Genomic DNA, 19,033 nt, shown 5'->3' on the forward strand with positions numbered 1-19,033 from the left:
GAACGCCCAATGGCGTCTTTTTCGCTTAGAAAGTTTTATATATGAATCTCTCCCAATTTCTGCTGATCCTCGGCGCGCGCAAGAAGCTCGTCTTCTTCACGCTGCTGCTGACGGTGCTCGCCGCGCTGACAGTGAGTTTGTTGTTGCCGAAGTCATACAAGGCCACCAGCACCCTGCTGTTGAACTACAAGGGCGTCGACCCGCTGACCGGCGTGACCATGCCCGGCCAATTGTTGCCCGGCTATATGGCCACGCAGATCGATATCGCCTCGAGCAAAAAGGTGGCGCTGCAGGTGGTCGACCAGCTGAAGCTGGCTTCCAGCCCGGCGGTGGTGGCCCAGTTCAACTCGGCAACCGAGGGCCGCGGTTCGGTGCGCGACTGGCTCGCCGACCTGTTGCTGCGCAAGCTAGAGATCGTGCCGGCGCGGGAAAGCAGCGTGGTAGACATCAGCTTCAAGGGTTCCGACCCGCAGTTCGTCGCCGCCGTCGCCAACGCCTTCGCCGAGGAGTACCAAAAAGTCAGCATCCAGTTGAAGGTCGAGCCGATGAAGAAGGCCTCGGTGTACTTCGACGAGCAAACCAAGGCGTTGCGCGACAACGTCGAGAAGGCGCAAAGCCGGCTGTCGAAGTACCAGCAGGAACACGGCATCGTCAGTGTCGACAATCGCCTCGACGTCGAATCGAACCGCTTGAACGACCTGTCGGCCCAGTTGGTCGGCGCCCAGGGCCAGTTGATGGAGGCGCAGTCGCGCCAACGCATGGCGCAGGGTAGTTCCGGCGAGTCGCCCGACGTGGCCTCGAACGCGCTGATCCAGAACCTGAAGGTGGGCCTGGGCAACGCCGAGGCCAAGCTGTCGGAGATCGCCCAGCGCCTCGACCGCAACCATCCGCAATACCAGAGCGCCAAGGCTGAGGTCGACAAGATGCGCCGCGACCTCGACGAGCAGATCCGCGTCGCCTCCCGGAGCGTCGGCAACAACGCGCAGATCTTCCAACAGCGCGAGGCTTCGGTGCGCGCCGCCCTGCTCGAGCAAAAGAACAAGGTCCTCGAGCTCAACCGCACCCGCGACGAGATGGGCGTGTTGGCCAAGGACGTCGAGAGCGCCCAGCGCGCCTTCGACTCGGCCTCGCAGCGCTTCTCGCAGACCAAGATCGAGGGCCAGTCGGAGCAGTCGGACATCGCCGTGCTCAACCCGGCCGTGGCGCCGATCGAACCGGACGGTCCGAAGGTGGTGCGCAACGTGCTGCTGTCGCTGTTCCTCGGCGTGTTCCTCGGCGTCGGCCTGGCCTTCATGGTCGAGTTGCTCAACCGCCGCGTCCGTTCGGAGAACGATTTGCGCGAGGCCCTGCAGATTCCCGTCTTCGGCGTGGTCGACTGGGCGCCCAAGCGCCATGGTAACGCGCGACTGAACGCCCTGCTGCCGCGACGCCTGCGTCTTAACTAAGATGGAACCCCACAAAATGCAACCTGTCACCCCCCTCTCCACGCCACCCCGCGGCGCCGATTCCAGCATCGGCGGACTGCTGCTCGAGTCCGGCAAGATCACGCCGGAGAACGCCGAGCGCGTGTTGCGCATGCAGAAAGAGCTGGGCATCCGCTTCGGCGAGGCGGCGCAGCGGCTCGGCCTGATTACCGAGGCCGACATCCAGCAAGTGCTGGCGCGCCAGTTCGACTACCCCTATCTGCAACCGGGCGAGGGGCGCTTCTCGCCCCTGCTGGTGGCCGCCTATCAACCGTTCAGCCCGCAGGTGGAGGTGCTGCGCGCCGTGCGCAGCCAGCTGATGCTGCGGTGGTTCGCCCGCGGCCGCAAGTCGTTGGTGGTGCTGGGCATCGACTCCGGCGACGGCGCCAGCCTGTTCGCCGCCAACCTGGCGGTGGTGTTCTCGCAATTGGGCGAGCGCACGCTGCTGGTCGACGCCAATTTGCGCCATCCGAAGCAGGGCGAGATCTTCGGCGTGACCGCCAAGCAGGGCCTGTCCGACATGTTGGCCGGGCGCGCCGAAATGGACGCCATCGCCAAGATCAACGCCTTTGTCGCCCTGTCGCTGCTCGGCGCCGGCACCTTGCCGCCGAACCCGGCCGAGCTGCTCAGCCGCACCTCGTTCGGCGGCCTGAACACGCAATTGGAGGCCAACTACGACGCCGTGATCTACGACGTGGCGCCGTTCGCCACCGGTTCCGACGCGCTGGCCGTGGCCGCGCGCGCTGGCGGCGTGTTGCTGGTGGCACGCAAGAACAAGACACTGATGTCCAGCATCAGCTCGATGACCGAGCAGATGGGGCAGAACGGTGTCGAGGTGGTTGGCTCCGTCATGGTTGATTTTTGATGAATCCCCCAGGTAATCGGCCAGCACTGGCGCGCCTTTTCGCCGACCGGGAGCTGCTGCCGGAATGGCTGCCGCTGGCGCTGGGCTTCCTGGCGTTGCTGCTGCCCACCGTGTACGGCTTGTTCCGCGGCGTTTGGTCGACCGAGGAGCAGGCCCACGGGCCCATCATCTTGGCCTTGTCGGCCTGGTTGATCTACCGCCAGTGGCCGGAGATGCTGGCGCGCAGCGCCGGGCGCGCCGGTACGCCGGCCGGCTGGCCGTTGCTGGTCGTCGCGCTGGCGATGTACGTGCTGGGCCGTTCGCAGCAGATCTTGTCGATGGAGATCCTGTCGCTGATCATGCTGGCGGCGGCGATCCTTCTGCTCAAGCGCGGCGGCAAGGCCCTGGCCGCCGTCTGGTTCCCATTCTTCTTCATGTTGTTCATGGTGCCGCTGCCGGGACCTCTGGTGAGCCAGCTGACCATGCCGATGAAGATGGCGGTGTCGTACGCGACCGAGCACATCCTTTATGCCGCCGGCCTGCCGATCGCCCGCAACGGCGTGATCCTGCAGATCGGGCAGTACCAACTGCTGGTGGCCGACGCTTGCGCCGGTCTGCAGACGTTGCTGACGCTGGAGGCGTTGGGGCTGTTCTACCTGAACGTGGTGCGCCACACCTCGCCGTTCCGTAACATTGCGTTGGCGCTGCTGATCATTCCGATCTCGTTTTCTGCCAACGTGATCCGGGTCATTACCTTGACGCTGATCACCTATTTCTTCGGCGACGCCGCCGGCCAGGGCTTCCTGCACGGCTTCGCCGGCATGGTGCTGTTCATCACCGCGCTGGTGCTGATACTGTGTCTTGACTCGGTGCTGCAGTGGGTGGTGAAGAAACGCGCCGCGACTGCGGCCTAAGGAGATCTAGACATGAAAAAAACAGTAGTGGCCAGCATGGTGATGTGCCTGTTGATGGTGTCCTCGGCCGGCCTGAGCAAGATCGTGGCGCCGACCAACAAGATGGCGGACCGGCGCGACAAGTTACAGCTGGACACGATGATTCCGGCCACCTTCGCCGACTGGCGGGTCGACGACACGATAGTACCGTTGCAGGTCGATCCGGACACGCAGGCGAGGCTGGACCGGATCTATAACCAGACACTGTCGCGCACCTACGTCAACCGCAACGGCGACCGCGTGATGCTGTCGATGGCCTACGGCGGCGACCAAGGCGACAGCATGGGCGTGCACCGGCCCGAGGTGTGCTACGCCTCGCAGGGCTTCGAGATCAAACAGGACCAGTTCGTCAGTCTGGACACCAGCTACGGCGTGCTGCCGGTCAAGCGCCTGTTGGCCGTCAGCGGCAACCGCAGCGAACCGATCACGTATTGGATCACTATCGGCGACAAGATGACCCGGCCCGACTTCCAGCAGCGCCTGCAGCGGCTTCGCTACGGCCTGGAGGGCACGGTGCCCGACGGCATGCTGGTGCGGGTGTCGACCATCGACACCGACGTCAACCGCGCCTACGGCGTGCAGGCGCAGTTCGTCCAGGCCTTGTTGGACAACATCAAGAGCAAAGACCGGACGCGCCTGATCGGCACCTTCAACGGATAGCGCGCGGCGGCGGCGGGCCTCGTCCCTTGGCTGCCGGCTCCTTCTTTTTAATCAGGAATCCTATTTTGCTTCACACGATACTCCCCTCCTGGCGGCCAGCGCGAGCTCCGTCTTTACGGCCGCCAGCATGAGCGCGGGCCACGATATTGAGCGCAAGAGCGTCAGTGCGGTCAAATGGGCCGTGGTCGGCACCGTCGCCCGCTTCGCGCTGCAGCTGTGCACCCAGGTGGTGTTGGCGCGCATGTTGGGCCCGGAGGTTTATGGCTTGTTCGCGCTGGGTTTGATCGTGATGACATTCAGCAACTTTCTGGCGGACTTCGGTTTTTCCTGGGGCTTGATCCAAAACCAACAGATCGACGACAAGGACATCCGCTTCGCCTTCACTTGGCAGTTTATTTCCGGCGGTGTGGCGACGGTTCTGTTGTTCTTGCTGGCGCCGATGGTGGCCCAGTACTTCAACGAGCCGCGCGTCGAGCCCATCGTTCGCTGGCTGAGTTTGACTTGCGTGATCAGCGCCGTCACCGCGCCGGCGAGTAGTTTGCTGCGCCGGAACATGGATTTTCGCGCGCTCAATATCATTCAGATCACCAGCTACGTCGTCGGCTATCTGGTAGTGGGCATCGGCTGCGCTTATATGGGTTTGGGTGTTTGGTCGCTGGTGGCAGCCTGGTTGACCCAGACGCTTTCCGCTTTTCTGCTGAGCATTCTGCGCCACCCGCATTCGTGGTGGCCCTTGTTGTGGTATCCCGGCGCGCGCGATTTCACGCAGGTCGGGGTGACGGTCTTCGCGACGAATCTGTGCAACTGGTTTCTCAACAATCTGGACCGGATCTTCCTTGGACGCTACTTGAATGCGCACGCGGTTGGCCTATACAACATCGCTTACAACCTGGCCAACACGCCCAACTCATTGTTTCTCACGGCCCTGCAGCCGGCGTTCCTGGCGGCAGGGGCGAGGCTACAGGATGATCGGGCGCGGCTGCGCGAGGCCTATCTGTCCGTTATCGCCATGATCTGGATCGTAATCGCGCCGATGTTTGTCGCCTTGGCATGCATCGCGGGGGATTTGATCGGCACCGTATACGGCCCAGCCTGGGCGGATTCCGCGTCTTTGTTCGCGATCTTGGCGTTGGCCATGCCGCTTTACATCACTTGGGGCATGTCGACGCCCATCCTTTGGAACACGGGTGGCAAGCATCTGGAGAGTCTGCTGCAGTTGCCGGTGTTGTTGGCCATGCTCTACGCGCTGCCCACCTTCGCCGGAAGGGGCGCCGACACTGTTGCCTTGATCGCCGCCGGTAGTCTGCTGGCGCGTGCTCTAGTTGTTGGCGCAGCGGCGTGCCGCCGGCTCGGCATCGGTGTTGCCGATTTGGCGCCAATGGCCGGACGCAGTGTAGTTGTGGTACTGATCGCCACCGGCGCCAGCTTGGCGGGCGGAATGCTGGGGCGGCTAGCGGGGAGGGCGCCGATGCTGCCACTCGCCGGCGGTGCGCTGGCCGGAGTCGGCGTTGTTGTCTTGGTGGTGTTGTTGTTTCCGCGTGTGCTAGGCGCGCGCGTGGCGACGATGCTTGCGCGCTTCAGCCCGCCCTTGCCGGGGCGCCTGTCCGGTTACCTTAGCGCTTGCAATAAAGGATAAGAGAAAAGCATGGAACTGATTATCTATGGCGTGGTTGTGCTGGTCATCGCCTTCTCGTTGGTCTTCGCGATCGCGGTGCTGCTTCACCTTGGACACAAGCATCGGGATGGGTTGTTGCCCTATATTTTCTATCCGGTCTTGTTCTCCATCGGTATCGCGACGCTGTTGTCACACCGGAATCTGTTCATGTTTGACGAGTTGCTGGCGGGCCCGCCTCCGACCAAGCACGCGGTGGTAGCTTGGTCCAGTCGTATCGCCACCTTGCTGTTGTTGTTGATTCCGTTGGAACGCTTGGGCCAGTTTGCTCTCGCCGGGCGCCAGCGGGCATCGCTGCCCACTTTACTGATGGTTGGTTTCTGTGCCTACTACACTGGCAACATCGTCACCGCAGCCTTATGGTCGGCCCATCCATCATTGCTAAAAGATTACTTTATGTTCGCGGCTGCCGGAGCTGCCGCCTTGCTCACTTCGCGCGCCGAGGGCGAGGCGGCGGTACGCAGTTTTCGCAACGGCGTATTTGTCTTTGTGTTGGCCGGTCTCGCGGCGGGGGCAATTCGGCCGGAGCTTGTGATGAGCCACAATTACGTCGGCATCCTTCCCGGTGTGCACATCCGTCTGGCCGGTCTCAACACCCATGCGAACAGTCTGGGGCCGCTTGCTGCGGCGTTCCTGTTCTGCTTGTGGCACTCGCCCTACCGGCGGCGCTGGATGACCATCTTAGCCTGGTGTGTTGGCGGAGTTGCATTGTTGCTGACCCAGTCGAAATCTAGCTATATCGCGTTTCTGCTTGGATCTTGTAGCCTTTTCTATTTTCAGGCCGGCGTTTCGGTTAGCAAACGCTTGTTAGATTTTCGCCGCCCTCACATCCCGGTTGTCGTTATCATCTGCGCGCTGGGCGGGCTGACCGTGATCTGCGTCGCGTTCATGTTCGGTGGCATGGGTGACCGCATTGCACGCTTTTTCGACTCCAGCGCGGGGGCCGAACTGGTGAGTTTGACAGGGCGCGATCAAATCTGGCGGATCGCGATACAAGAGTGGTACCGCAATCCGGTGTTCGGTTACGGCTTGACTATTTTCGACGACGCCTACCGCCTGCAAATCCGTATTCCTTATGCCTATCATGCTCACAATCAGCTTTACCAGAGTCTGGCCAGTGCCGGGGCTGTTGGCGCCGCTGGGTTGTTCTTGTACGCCGCTGCAATGCTGGCGTTTACGCTGAAGACGCTGCGTGCTAGCCACGGTCTGTCCGGCGCACTTTTTTTGTTGATGCTCTCGCGCTCCTTCAGCGAGGTGCCGCTGGCGCTGATCGGCTTCGGCACCGAGCAACTCATGCAGTTGTTGCTCCTGATCGTCCTAGCGGCATTTTGGAAACAACGCGCTGAAGCGCTGCAGCAGTCGCCGCAAATCGCGCCTGCTCAGGCTCGTGCCCTCGCTGAGGTCGCATAGTGATGCTCTGTTCGGTTATCATTCCACTTTACAACAAAGCGCCTTTTGTCGAGGCGGCGATTCGGTCGGTTTTGACGCAATCCCACCGCGACGTCGAGATTATTGTCGTAGATGACGGGTCGCTGGACAATGGCGCCGAGTTGGTTGCAGCGATGAATCAACCCCAGGTTCGCTTGTTTCGGGTGCCGAACGGTGGAGTGTCTCGAGCGAGGAACTTCGGCATCGAGGCTGCGACTGGCGAACTGATCTGTTTTTTGGATGCCGATGACTGGTATCGTCCCGGTTATCTGGAAACTGTAGTAGCGATGGCTACGCGGCACCCTGCTGGCGCTTTCTATGCCACCGGCTACGAACGTATTCCAGATGGATCCCAGGATGCGGGTGTTGGCGTCATGTCTGTTTCGGCCCAGTTCGAAGTGGTTGAGAATGGTTTTTACCGACTGCGCTTCGGCTCGCTGTTTTGCACCAATTCAGTCGCGGTGCGTCGCGCCGAGTTGCTGCCGTTTGGGCCGTTTTTCCCGCCTGGAGAATCGATGGGCGAGGATCTTGATTTGTGGTTTCGTCTGATGGAAAAATTGCAGCTGATTTACTGCCCGTCGCCGCTGGTCGCCTACCGTGTTGCCGTCGCTGGAAGTCTCGTCGCTAGCAACTCGGTGCGGACGTTGCTGCCGGCGCTGGCGCGGCTCGAGAAGCGTGCGCTCGACGGCGAGACTCCGGCGCAGATGCGCGAGGCGGCGCTGTGGTTGGTCTCCGATGCGCGTGTCAGCTTGGCCCGCACCGCCTTGCTTGATGGGCGGCGCCACGCGGCCTTGCGGCAACTGGCGACAATCCGTCGTGGGCCGTGCGCGAAGCGCTGGTGGGCCACCTTACTGATGTGTGTGCCGGGTGGAATGGGTGTTGTAGAACGGTGCAAAAACTGGCTTGGTGGAAAAAATAGGCTGTCCTGACGGCTTCTGTTGTATAGTAATGATGAGGTCGAGCAAGTTAGTTTGTAATTCCCTCGGGATACTTTAGTTTATCGTAAGATTTTTTTTCGGCAGATGGCTCCGTCCTATACCACCGGCGGCGCACTCGCCACTGACTTGCGCCCATAGTCAATCAATCGTTCGCACTTCTTCTCGCATCCGGAGAATTCTATGCCATTCAATACATCACGCCTTGCTCGGCACGCGCTGCTGATTGCTGCCGCCGTCGTTTGGATCCCCTGCCATGCTGATTGGGCACAGTCGACCGATCCGTTGGCGACACGTCCGTTGCCCACCAATCTGGAGGCACAGGCGCAAAATCCTCCCGCCTTCTCCTGGTCGCGCCACGGGACCAATCCGTCGGCGTATGTATTGGAAATCAGCGGGCCGACTGCTGGCAAGATCACGACAGTAACGGTACTGAAGAACTGGTACTGGCCCGCCCGTGCGATGACCGCCGGCACCTACTCGTGGCGGGTACGCCCGGCCACGACGCAGGAATGGTCGACGCCGCGCAGCTTCGTCCTCAACGCCAGTTCGGCCGTGTTCGAGGTGCCGGAATCGGCGGTGATGCGCGCGTCCATTCTCAGCCGCCCACGGCCGCGCGCCATGCCTGCCGGTATGCCGGTGCGCAGCGCCTGGAGTGCGGCGATGGTCGCCGAGCGTGGGGGCGCGCTGACCCGCCTGATGGCCGATGTGAAGCGCGTCATCACCTCCGAGCCGCCCGTCAAGGACAGCATGTGGAAGCTGACCACGACCAAAGTGGTAACCGCTGATGTCAACGCCCAGTGGTCCAACATCCGCACGCACGTTAACATCGTCCGCCGCCAGCTTGAGGCAGCGGCCCTGGTGTTCCGCCTGACCGGCGACCGCGCCTACCTGGGCGAGGCCTTGTTGCGCGGCGACCAGCTCGCTGGCCTCAGTCCGGCCGGGCCGACCGGCTACGCTCAGTTCGACATCATAACCTTGCCGATTGCCGCCTCTCTGCTGAAGGCGGCCGACTTCCTGGCTGCGGATCTGGACGCGACGCGACGCGCGGCGTGGGTCAAGAACGCCGGTCAGCGCGCCGCCGACGTGTATAACGACTTGTCCAGCAAGAACGGCTGGCTCGACCAGATGCCGTTCGACGAACACGGCGGCTCGAATTTGGGCTACTTGGCGATGGTGGCGACGCTTGCGCTGGGCGATGTTCCCGCCGCAGTTGATTGGTTCGACTTCTCGTTCCGCAACTACGTCAACTACATCTTCCATTGGAGCGGTCCGGAGGGCGGCTACTCGAACGGCACGGCCTATGGTCAATATGCGATCGATGCCGCGCTGCAGGTCTGGCAACCGATGAGCACGGCAACGGGGATCGATATCTTCAGCAAGCCTTGGACACGTGGATTTCTGCAGTTCTTCATGCACTTCACGCCTCCCGGCACACCCTCGCATACTTTTGGCGACGGCAACGAGGAAACGCCGGATCTGCGCTATATGAAGGCGCTCGCCTCGCGGGTCAACTCACCCCAAGCCGCGTGGTTCTACAAGAACATCGCCGGCGACGAGGATCCTTTGACCCAGTTGCAGATCGCCTACCCGTTGCCGGTGCTGCGCGCGACCAGCAGCGCGCCGCCGCCCAATTCCGCCTACTACCCGAGTATCGGTTGGGCCGCCATCCATAGCAACATCGCCGACCGGGCACGCACCTCGTTCTACTTCAAGTCCAGCCCATACGGTTCCTTCAACCACAGCCACGGCGACCAGAACGGCTTCACCCTCAACCGCGGCGGCCGCAAGCTGTTGATCGGCACCGGCTGGTACGACTGGTACAACTCGCCGATGTGGACAGATTGGTATCGCGCCACCAAGTCGAAGAACGCGGTGACCTTCGACGGCGGCCAGGGGCAGCGCACCGAGGGCTACAAGGAGCCGATGGTGCGTAACGGCAAGATCGTTGGCTTCTCCGCTTCCACGGCGGTCGATTTCGTCGAGGGCGATGCGACGGCCGCTTTTGCCGGAGCGCTGACGTCGGCGCGCCGCCAGGTCTGGTATCTCCGTAGTCAGGACGCCTTTGTTGTGCTCGACAAACTGGCCTCGGCGACGGCGCGAACGTTCGAATGGAATTTGCACGCGCCGGTCGCCATCAACGTCAGCGGCACTGGTGAGGCCAAGATCGTCAACATCGACCAGTCGGTTTGTGTCAGGCCGATCCCTAACAGTTCGGGACAGGTGTACAAGTCGATCGTCGGGCCGGCGCCGAAACCGGGCTCCACCGAGTTCCACGGCGCATATGTCAAGACCAGCGCGTTGAAGTCGGCCGAGTTCCTTATGCTATTGGACGTCGGTTGCAAGCATCCTGTGGTATCCTTGACAACCACGTCGAATGGGCGGTCGCTGACGGTCGGCACGCAATCGATCACGCTACAGCCCTAACGCAAGCCGGGGCGCGCCGCTTGGGGCGCTCCGGCCGCTGGTCCTCACCGTCGCTGGGCGGTCATATCGGAAGCGACTCCCGTCGCTTCCTTTTTTTTGTTGGAGGCTCGCATTGAATTTCCCATCACGGCTGCGGCTGTTGCAATTCGTTCCGGAACCGCTGCCCACGTTCCGGGCCGACGTCGCCGTCCTATTCGGACGCTATCTACCGAGGCTGGGCGTCGATTGTCACCTGGTCGGCCCGGCCAGCGCCGCCGCACCGGGTGCAACGGACCGGCCCGGATTGAGTTGTTCCGCATATTCGCCGAATCGCTTGCGTCGTGAGCTTGCCTACTTGGCGCTTTGTTTGCGTCAGCTCTGGCGCGTCGACAAGTCGAACTACGACGTGATCCAAGTGCGCGACATGGTCGCCATCGGCTGGCTGGCCCTACTTTTTGCGCGGCTGAAGGGTATACCTTTTGTGTACTGGATGTCGTTCATGATGTGCAACGGGCGCATCGACAACGCGCGCGCTCAGATCGCCGCCGGCGGTGGCCTACGCGCGTATGCCGTGTTGGTCAAGGGCTTGACTGAGCGTTGGATTCTGAATCGGGTTGTTTTGCCCGGCGCTAAGCACGTCTTCGTACAAAGCGCGGCGATGTTGGATGTTGTCGCGGCGCAGGGTATTTCGCGCGAAAAGATGAGCGCGGTGCCGATGGGGGTGGACACGGAGGTGCTGAATCCGCAGGCGGTGGTGCCAGAGCGTCTCGATGGCTGGCAAGGTTTGCCCGTCATCGCCTATTTGGGGACGCTCGACCGACCTCGCTGCCTGCACGTTGTGGTCGAGGCATTGGGTCATGTTCGCCGTGTTCATCCGACGGCCCGCTTGTTGCTGATCGGCGACGCCTCCTACCGCCCCGACCTGGACTCGCTGCTGGCCAGTGCGGCGCAGCTCGGCTTGTCCGAGGCCGTGCATGTCACAGGCTGGATGGCCTCGCGCCAAGCCTGGCCTCTACTGGCCGGGTCCGATCTGGCCGTGTCATATGTGCCGAGGGGGGCGCTGCTCGACACCAATTCGCCGACGAAGATCCTTGAGTATCTGGCACTGGCGCTGCCGTGTGTGGGGAACGACAATCCAGACCAGGTCGAGGTGTTAGCGTCGAGTCAGTCCGGCAGCCTAACCGAAAGTACCGCAGAGGCCTTGGCCGACGGTATGTTGCGGATTTTGGCCGACCCCGAACTGGCGCGCGCGCGCGCCAGTTCGGGACCCGGCTATATTGAGCAGCACCGGAGCTATCGAGTGTTGGCCGAGGTAGTTGGGCGGCGATATGGCGCCCTAACAGGCAAGTCATCTGAAGCCGGCGCCGCGCCCGGCGTAATGTAGGGAGCCCACCTTTGATCCAGATCTTTCGTCTCTACTCTTGCCTGTTTCGAATGGGGGTGCCGCTCCTGCCGCGCTGCCTGTATTTGCTGAACCGGATTCTTTTCGCCGTGGTGTTGCCGCCGTCGGTCAAGGTGGGCAAGGGGGTGACCTTTGCCTATCAGGGCTTGGGCGTCGTGGTGCACGAGCGGGCCGTGTTGGGTTCAAATATCTATGTTGGTGCCCAAGTTGTAATCGGTGGACGGGCCGGTAGGCACGAAGTGCCCGTCATCCATGATGGCGTTTTCTTGGGTGTGGGGGCCAAAATTCTGGGGCCGGTGGTGATCGGCGCTGGTGCCGTCGTGGCGGCCGGTGCCGTCGTCTTGTCCGACGTCGCGCCGGGGAGCAGAGTGGCCGGAGTGCCCGCAAAGCCGATCCGCGCCTCCGGCAAATAAACCGCAGGCCTTCGTGTCGTTGCGCCGCGCCACTCAAGCGGCGCGGCCCAGGTGGCGCGGCGGCGGCCGGGCCAAATGCCGCCAGAAACATAAATTGTGTCGTGCATAGCATTATTTCCGTGACAACTTGATAGAATGTCGGCCGACGCGCAGCGGATCGTTGCGCCGGCTGCGGGCCGCCATGTCTGGCGATGGCGTGGCCCGCCCGCGAATTCCATTCAGCAACGAGGAAGCATGAAGAAAATAGTAATGATAGGAACACGTTTCGACACCATGGGTGGCATCTCCGCCGTAGTCAACGTGTATCGCGCCGCCGGCTTGTTCGAGCGCCTGCCCATCGAGTACATCGCCACCCATTGCGACGGCGGCGCCGGCGCCAAGCTGCGCATCCTCGCCGCAGCCCTGTGGCGCTTCGCCGGCCTCCTGCTGCGCGGCCAGGTCGGCCTGCTGCACGTCCACGTCTCGCGCCGCGCCAGCTTCTGGCGCAAATCCGTGTTCTTCTTGGCCGCCTTCGCGTTTCGTGTGCCTGCCGTGCTGCACCTGCACAGCGGCGCCTTCCACGATTTTTACGAACGCGACTGCGGGGCCGTGAAAAAACGGCTGGTGCGCTACGTCTTCGACCACGCGGCCCACGTTGTGGTGTTGTCGCAGACCTGGAAGAGTTGGGTCGCCAGCATCAGCGGCAACCGCCACATCACGGCGATCTACAACCCGGTTCTGCTGGCAGAGCCGGCGGGCGACGAGGCGCGGGTCGCCGGACAGACGCTGTTCCTCGGCCGTCTGGGGCACAACAAAGGCAGCTACGATCTGCTCAGCGCCGCCGCCGCCGTGCGCGCAGCGCAGCCCGGGCTGCCGCTGCGCCTGCAACTGGGCGGCGACGGCGAGGTGGAACAGGTGCGTGCGCGCGCGCAGGCGCTGGGCATCGCCGACCGCGTCGACCTACTGGGCTGGGTCTCCAGCGCCGACAAGGCCGCCCGCTTGGCGCGGGCTGTGGTGTACGTGCTGCCCTCCTACAGCGAGGGCCTGCCGATGAGTGTGCTTGAGGCGATGGCGGCGGGATTGCCGGTGCTGACCACCCCGGTCGGCGGCATCCCCGAGGCTGTCAGCGACGGCGTCGAAGGCTTCCTGGTCGCCCCGGGCGACGTGGCGGCGCTGGCCGAGCGCTGGTCGCGCCTGCTGGCCGACCCAGCGCTGGCGCGGCGCATGGGCGAGGCGGCGCGGCGCAAGGTGGCCTCCACCTTCTCGGCGCAAGCGGTGCTGCCGCAACTCGAGTCGGTCTACCTCAGCCTGGGGTTCGCCGCACGATGACTACGCTCGCCTGGAAGATCAACCGTCTTAAACTGATGGGGCTGCCGGAAATCCTCTGGCGCGTGCGCCAGCTGGCGCAGAAGAAGGCCAGCAAGTTCGGCCTGGGGCTGGTTGCGCAAGTGCCGGCGCCGCGCTTGGCCGGGGCCATGCCGGCCCTGCTGGGCGAGGCGCCGGCACAGGTCGACGCGGTGGCGTTGGCCGCCGCCGCCGACGCCATCCTGGCCGGCCGTTGGAACGTGTTCGCCCTGCGCGGCGCCCAACTGGGCTTTCCGCCGCGCTGGAACTGCGACCCCAAGACCGGCACGCACGCGCCGATGGGGCTGGGCAAGCAGATCGACTACCGCAGCGAGCGCGTGGTCGGCGACATCAAATACCTGTGGGAGCCGAGCCGCCATCTCGAGCTGGTCACCCTGGCCCAGGCGTGGCGGGTCAGCGGCGAGCAGCGCTACGCCGACGGCGCGCGCGCGCTGTTGCAATCCTGGTTCGAGCAGTGCCCCTATCCGCAGGGCGTACATTGGACCAGTTCGCTTGAGCTGGCGGTGCGCCTGCTCAACTGGGCGTGCGCCTGGGAGTTGCTGGGCGGCGCCAGTTCACCCTTGTTCGCCGGCGCCGAGGGACAGCGCTTCCAGCGCCAGTGGCTCGACAGCGTCTACCAGCACTGCCATTTCATCCAGGGATATTTTTCGCGCCACTCATCGGCCAACAACCATCTGTTCGGCGAGTACATGGGCCTGTTCGTCGCCAGCCTGGTCTGGCCGTGCTGGCCTGCCAGCGCGCGCTGGCAGGCGCTGGCCCGGCGGGGCCTGGAGGTGGAGGCCCTGAAGCAGAACACGGCGGACGGCGTCAACCGCGAGCAGGCGGTCTACTATCAGCACGAGGTGATGGACATGATGCTGCTGTGCCAGTTGTTCGGCCAGGTCCACGGCGCCGGTTTTTCGGCGGCCTATCTGGAGCGGCTCGAACGCCTGGCCGATTTCATCGCGGCCCTGCTCGACGCCGGTGGCAACATGCCGATGATCGGCGACGCCGACGACGCCCAGATGGTGCGTCTGGCGCACGACGGCGCATGGTCGCCGTACCGCTCCCTGCTAGCTAGTTGCGCCGTGTTGTTCGGCCGCGCCGACTTCAAGCGCAAGGCTGGCGCCTATGACGACAAGAGCCGCTGGCTGCTGGGTGCGGCCGGCCTGCTCGGCTGGGACTCCCTGGCGGCGCCGGCCGAGGAGCGCCCGGTGCAGGCCTTCCCGGAGGGCGGCTACTATCTGCTCGGGAATGGTTTCGGCACGCCGGCCGAGGTGCGCCTGGTGGCCGACTGCGCGCCGCTCGGCTACCTGTCGATCGCCGCCCACGGCCACGCCGACGCGCTGGCGTTCACCCTGTCGCTTGGCGGCGAGGAGTTCCTGATCGATCCGGGCACCTACGCCTACCATACGCAAAAGGCGTGGCGCGACTACTTCCGCAGCACCGCCGCGCACAACACCGTTTGCGTCGACGGCCAGGACCAGTCCGAAATCGGCGGCAACTTCATGTGGTTGCGCAAGGCGAACGCCAGCCTGCTGGCGCACCAGCCCTCGGGACCCGTGCAGTTGTTCGACGGCCAGCACGATGGCTATTGCCGGCTGTCCGATCCGCTGACGCACCGCCGCCAGGTCGAGTTCGATACGCAGAAAAACCGTGTTGTTGTAAAAGACATATTACAATGTCGGGGCGAACACGAGGTGGCGCTGCATTGGCACTTCGCCGAAGGCTGTCAAGTCGGCCTCGACGGCGCGCGGGTGCGCGCGCGCGGACGGCGCCTCGGCCTGACGCTGGCCTGCGCCTTCGGCGCCGGTGCGCAACTGCTGCGCGCCAGCGAGACGCCGATTGGCGGCTGGATCTCGCGCAAGTTCGACGAAAAATCACCGATCACCACCGCCGTGTGGCGGGGGAGCATCAACGGCACGACGGAAATAGTGACCGAATTCCACTGGTCACCGACGGAATAACCATTTTTTGAGGAGCATATTTTGAAAATCAGTATCTTTGGCCTGGGTTATGTGGGCGCGGTATCGGCAGGTTGTTTGGCCAGCGACGGCCACGAGGTGATCGGCGTCGATCCGAATCGCACCAAGGTCGACCTGATCAACCAGGGCGTCACGCCGATCATCGAGAAGGACATCGGCGAGATGATCGCCGCCACCGTCAAGAGCGGCCTGCTGCGCGCCACCGTCGACGTGCGCGACGCCGTGCTGGGCAGCGACATGTCCTTGATCTGCGTCGGCACGCCGTCGCAGTTGAACGGCAACCTCGACCTGAGCCACGTGCGCAAGGTCTGCGAGCAGATCGGCGCCGCCATCAAGGACAAGGACGCCTTCCACGTGGTGGTGGCGCGCAGCACCATGCTGCCCGGCTCGATGAGCAACCTGGTGATCCCGACCTTGGAGGCTGCCTCCGGCAAGAAGGCGGGCGTCGACTTCGGCGTCTGCAACAACCCCGAGTTCCTGCGCGAGGGCACCGCGGTCTACGACTACTACCACCCACCGAAGACGGTCATCGGCGAGAGTGACGAGCGGGCCGGCGCGCTGCTCGTCGAGCTGTACGCCAAGATGGAGGCGCCGCTGGTGCGCACCAACGTCGAGACGGCCGAGATGGTCAAGTACACCGACAACACCTGGCACGCCGTCAAGGTGGCCTTCGCCAACGAGATCGGTAACATCTGCAAGGCGGTCGGCATCGACGGCCACAAGGTGATGGAGATCTTCTGCCAGGACACCAAGCTGAACCTGTCGTCCTACTACATGAAGCCGGGCTTCGCCTTCGGCGGCTCCTGCCTGCCCAAGGACGTGCGCGCGTTGACCTACAAGGCGCGCAGCCTGGACCTGGACCTGCCGCTGCTCAACAGCATCCTGCCGTCCAACCAGAAGCAGGTCGACAAGGGCCTGAAGATGATCATGGACAAGGGCGCGCGCAAGGTCGGCATCCTCGGCTTCTCGTTCAAGGCCGGCACCGATGACCTGCGCGAATCGCCGCTGGTCGACGTTATCGAGCACCTGCTGGGCAAGGGCTACGAGCTGAAACTGTACGACAAGAACGTCAACCTGGCGGCGCTGACCGGCGCCAACCAGGACTACATCCTGAACCACATTCCGCACATCTCCAAGCTGATGGTCGACTCGATGGAGGAGGTGCTGGCCTTCGCCGAGACCATCGTGGTGGGCAACGGCGCGGCCGAGTTCAAGGCGCTGCCGGGCCTGCTCAAGCCGGGCCAGAGCGTGGTCGACCTGGTGCGCATCAGCACCGAGCAAAGCGGAGGTCAGTACGATGGCATTTGCTGGTAAGAAGCGCCGCGTCCTGATCCTGGTCGAGAACCTGCCGTCGCCGTTCGACCGCCGGGTCTGGCAGGAGGCGACCACCCTGCACGCCAACGGCTACGAGGTGTCGATCATCTGTCCGACCGGCAAGGGCTACGAGGGCCGCTACGAGTTGATCGACGGCATCCACATCCACCGCTACCGCCTGCCGCTCGAGGCCGAGGGCGCCAAGGGCTATCTGGTGGAGTACTCGCTGGCCTTGTTCCACACCTTCCGGCTGGCCTGGAAAGTGCAGTTCGCCCGCGGCTTCGACATCATCCACGCCTGCAACCCGCCCGACCTGCTGTTCCTGATCGGCGGCTTCTTCAAGCTGACGATGGGCAAGAAGTTCCTGTTCGACCACCACGACATCAACCCCGAGTTGTACGAGGCCAAGTTCGGCCGGCGCGACTTCTTCTACAAGCTGATGGTGTTGTTCGAGCGCTGGTCGTTCAAGACGGCCGACGTGTCGATCGCCACCAACGAGTCGTACAAGAAGATCGCCGTCGAGCGCGGCGGCATGGACCCGGACAAGTGCTACGTGGTGCGCAGCGGTCCCAAGCTGGACCGCCTGCGCGTGCTGCCGCCGGTGCCGGCGCTCAAGCGCGGCCGCGCCTTCCTGGTCGGCTACGTCGGCGTGATGGGGGCGCAGGAGGGCATCGACCTGCTGCTGCAGGCGGCGCAACACCTGATCCAGACGCTGGGCCGCACTGACGTGCAGTTCGGCCTGGTCGGCGGCGGCACCTCGCTCGAGCAGATGAAACAGATGGCGTCCGACATGGGCATCGCCGACTACGTCACCTTCACCGGCCGCGTGCCGGACCAGCAGTTGCTGGAGATGCTCAACACGGCAGACGTCTGCGTCAACCCCGACGTGGCCAACGACATGAACGACAAGTCGACCATGAACAAGATCATGGAATACATGGCGCTGGGCAAACCGATCGTCCAGTTCGACCTGGTCGAGGGCAAGGTGTCGGCCCAGCAGGCCTCGCTGTACGCCTTGAAGAACGACCCGGTCGACCTGGCGCGCAAGATCGCCGAGTTGCTCGACGACCCGGCGCGGCGCGCCGAGATGGGCGCCTTCGGCCGCCACCGCGTGGTCAACGAGCTGGAGTGGGAATACGAGGCGCCCAAGCTGCTGGCCGCCTACGAGCGTTTGTTCTCGGCCGACGCGCCCCGTCCGGGCGCCGCGCCATCGATTCGGAAAGAAAGCAAATGAAGATACTGGTAACGGGTGGCATGGGCTATATCGGCTCGCACACGGTGGTCGAGCTGCTGCAGGCCGGCCACGAGGTGGTGGTGATCGACAACCTGTCGAACGCCAAGGCCTCGGTGCAGGAGCGGGTCGAGCGCATCGCCGGCAAGCCCTTCGTGTTCCTGCCGGTCGATGTGCGCGACCGGGCCGGCGTCGACGCCGTCTTCGCCGCCCACGCGGTCGACGCGGTGATCCACTTCGCCGGCCTGAAGGCGGTCGGCGAGTCGGTCGAGCAACCGCTGCGCTACTACGACAACAACATCACCGGCTCGCTGGTGCTGTTCGAGTCGATGGCGGCGGCCGGCGTCAAGCGGCTGGTGTTCAGCTCGTCGGCGACGGTCTACGGCGATCCGGCCTCGGTGCCGATCTTCGAGCACTTCCCGCTGTCGGCCACCAACCCCTACGGCCGCAGCAAGCTGATGATCGAGGAAATCCTGGGCGACCTGATCAAGGCCGACCCGTCCTGGTCGATCGCCCTGCTGCGCTACTTCAACCCGGTTGGCGCGCACGAGAGCGGCTTGATCGGCGAGGAGCCGAACGGCATCCCCAACAACCTGGTGCCCTACATTGCCCAGGTGGCCGACGGCCGCCGCGAGCGCCTGTCGGTCTACGGCGGCGACTATCCGACGCCGGACGGCACCGGCCTGCGCGACTACATCCACGTGGTCGACCTGGCGCTGGGCCACCTGAAGACGCTGGCCAAGCTGGCCGAGGGCCCGGGCGTGTTGACCTACAACCTTGGAACCGGACGCGGCAACAGCGTGCTGGAGATGGTGCGCGCCTTCGAGGCGGCCAGCGGCCGTCCGGTGCCGTACCAGATCGTGGCGCGCCGCGCCGGCGACATCGCCGCCTGCTACGCCGACGCCGGCCTGGCCGAGCGCGAGCTGGGCTGGAAGGCCGAGCGTGGCATCGCGCAGATGTGCGCCGACTCTTGGCGCTGGCAGTCGGGCCCCAAATAATTGAAC

Annotated in this window: 15 protein-coding genes; all 15 read left to right on the forward strand. The window is 63.8% G+C overall.

Annotation, left to right across the window (positions count from 1 at the left end; genetic code table 11):
• The first annotated feature begins 41 nt into the window (after positions 1–41).
• The 15 genes from epsF (at position 42) to galE (ending at position 19,027) form a co-directional block, all read left to right on the forward strand.
• Entirely contained in the window at positions 42–1,445 is a 1,404-nt protein-coding gene (epsF, locus tag BM252_RS08790) for a chain length determinant protein EpsF (protein ID WP_093386379.1), read from the forward strand.
• A 16-nt stretch (positions 1,446–1,461) separates the two neighbouring features.
• Positions 1,462–2,328, forward strand: a complete 867-nt coding sequence (gene epsG, locus BM252_RS08795) for a chain length determinant protein tyrosine kinase EpsG (protein ID WP_093386652.1) — start codon at positions 1,462–1,464, stop codon at positions 2,326–2,328.
• Positions 2,328–3,221 carry an exosortase B gene (gene xrtB, locus BM252_RS08800; RefSeq protein WP_093386382.1) on the forward strand — a complete coding sequence of 298 codons (894 nt, stop codon included), beginning with the start codon at positions 2,328–2,330 and terminating at the stop codon, positions 3,219–3,221. Before epsG ends, xrtB begins: the two co-directional genes overlap by 1 nt.
• 12 nt (positions 3,222–3,233) lie before the next feature.
• Positions 3,234–3,920 carry an exosortase-associated protein EpsI, B-type gene (epsI, locus tag BM252_RS08805; RefSeq protein WP_093386384.1) on the forward strand — a complete coding sequence of 229 codons (687 nt, stop codon included), beginning with the start codon at positions 3,234–3,236 and terminating at the stop codon, positions 3,918–3,920.
• 127 nt (positions 3,921–4,047) lie between these two features.
• A complete protein-coding gene (locus tag BM252_RS08810) occupies positions 4,048–5,556 on the forward strand; it encodes a lipopolysaccharide biosynthesis protein (RefSeq protein WP_093386387.1) in 1,509 nt (502 codons plus the stop codon).
• A 9-nt stretch (positions 5,557–5,565) separates the two neighbouring features.
• Positions 5,566–7,002, forward strand: coding sequence for an O-antigen ligase family protein (locus BM252_RS08815; RefSeq protein ID WP_093386389.1), 1,437 nt, complete (start codon positions 5,566–5,568; stop codon positions 7,000–7,002).
• Between the two features lie 2 nt (positions 7,003–7,004).
• Positions 7,005–7,949 (forward strand): glycosyltransferase family 2 protein, encoded by a 945-nt coding sequence (locus tag BM252_RS08820; RefSeq protein ID WP_093386392.1) that lies wholly within the window; start codon positions 7,005–7,007, stop codon positions 7,947–7,949.
• Positions 7,950–8,138: 189 nt separating this feature from the next.
• Complete coding sequence (locus BM252_RS08825) at positions 8,139–10,382, forward strand: DUF4962 domain-containing protein (protein WP_093386394.1); 2,244 nt, start codon at positions 8,139–8,141, stop codon at positions 10,380–10,382.
• 112 nt (positions 10,383–10,494) lie between these two features.
• Complete coding sequence (locus tag BM252_RS08830; protein WP_093386397.1) at positions 10,495–11,745, forward strand: glycosyltransferase; 1,251 nt, start codon at positions 10,495–10,497, stop codon at positions 11,743–11,745.
• A gap of 11 nt (positions 11,746–11,756) precedes the next feature.
• The gene (locus tag BM252_RS08835; RefSeq protein ID WP_174900463.1) at positions 11,757–12,176 is read left to right on the forward strand and encodes a serine acetyltransferase; all 420 of its coding nucleotides are present in this window, start codon (positions 11,757–11,759) and stop codon (positions 12,174–12,176) included.
• 234 nt (positions 12,177–12,410) lie between these two features.
• Complete coding sequence (locus BM252_RS08840; protein ID WP_174900464.1) at positions 12,411–13,484, forward strand: glycosyltransferase family 4 protein; 1,074 nt, start codon at positions 12,411–12,413, stop codon at positions 13,482–13,484.
• On the forward strand, positions 13,481–15,466 hold the full coding sequence (locus tag BM252_RS08845; protein ID WP_093386402.1) for a heparinase II/III family protein: 1,986 nt from the start codon (positions 13,481–13,483) through the stop codon (positions 15,464–15,466). Before BM252_RS08840 ends, BM252_RS08845 begins: the two co-directional genes overlap by 4 nt.
• Before the next feature lie 21 nt (positions 15,467–15,487).
• Positions 15,488–16,798 carry a nucleotide sugar dehydrogenase gene (locus tag BM252_RS08850; protein ID WP_093386404.1) on the forward strand — a complete coding sequence of 437 codons (1,311 nt, stop codon included), beginning with the start codon at positions 15,488–15,490 and terminating at the stop codon, positions 16,796–16,798.
• The gene (locus BM252_RS08855) at positions 16,782–18,032 is read left to right on the forward strand and encodes a glycosyltransferase family 4 protein (RefSeq protein ID WP_093386408.1); all 1,251 of its coding nucleotides are present in this window, start codon (positions 16,782–16,784) and stop codon (positions 18,030–18,032) included. Before BM252_RS08850 ends, BM252_RS08855 begins: the two co-directional genes overlap by 17 nt.
• Positions 18,029–19,027 (forward strand): UDP-glucose 4-epimerase GalE, encoded by a 999-nt coding sequence (gene galE, locus BM252_RS08860; protein WP_093386410.1) that lies wholly within the window; start codon positions 18,029–18,031, stop codon positions 19,025–19,027. Before BM252_RS08855 ends, galE begins: the two co-directional genes overlap by 4 nt.
• Positions 19,028–19,033: the final 6 nt, after the last annotated feature.

This window comes from Rugamonas rubra (assembly GCF_900114705.1).
In the GTDB taxonomy this organism is placed as follows: Bacteria; Pseudomonadota; Gammaproteobacteria; order Burkholderiales; family Burkholderiaceae_D; genus Rugamonas; species Rugamonas rubra.

Coding starts and splice junctions, on each gene's coding strand:
- epsF (WP_093386379.1), top strand. CDS start 42: ATGAATCTCTCCCAATTTCTGCTGATCCTCGGCGCGCGCAAGAAGCTC.
- epsG (WP_093386652.1), top strand. CDS start 1,462: ATGCAACCTGTCACCCCCCTCTCCACGCCACCCCGCGGCGCCGATTCC.
- xrtB (WP_093386382.1), top strand. CDS start 2,328: ATGAATCCCCCAGGTAATCGGCCAGCACTGGCGCGCCTTTTCGCCGAC.
- epsI (WP_093386384.1), top strand. CDS start 3,234: ATGAAAAAAACAGTAGTGGCCAGCATGGTGATGTGCCTGTTGATGGTG.
- BM252_RS08810 (WP_093386387.1), top strand. CDS start 4,048: ATGAGCGCGGGCCACGATATTGAGCGCAAGAGCGTCAGTGCGGTCAAA.
- BM252_RS08815 (WP_093386389.1), top strand. CDS start 5,566: ATGGAACTGATTATCTATGGCGTGGTTGTGCTGGTCATCGCCTTCTCG.
- BM252_RS08820 (WP_093386392.1), top strand. CDS start 7,005: ATGCTCTGTTCGGTTATCATTCCACTTTACAACAAAGCGCCTTTTGTC.
- BM252_RS08825 (WP_093386394.1), top strand. CDS start 8,139: ATGCCATTCAATACATCACGCCTTGCTCGGCACGCGCTGCTGATTGCT.
- BM252_RS08840 (WP_174900464.1), top strand. CDS start 12,411: ATGAAGAAAATAGTAATGATAGGAACACGTTTCGACACCATGGGTGGC.
- BM252_RS08845 (WP_093386402.1), top strand. CDS start 13,481: ATGACTACGCTCGCCTGGAAGATCAACCGTCTTAAACTGATGGGGCTG.
- BM252_RS08855 (WP_093386408.1), top strand. CDS start 16,782: ATGGCATTTGCTGGTAAGAAGCGCCGCGTCCTGATCCTGGTCGAGAAC.
- galE (WP_093386410.1), top strand. CDS start 18,029: ATGAAGATACTGGTAACGGGTGGCATGGGCTATATCGGCTCGCACACG.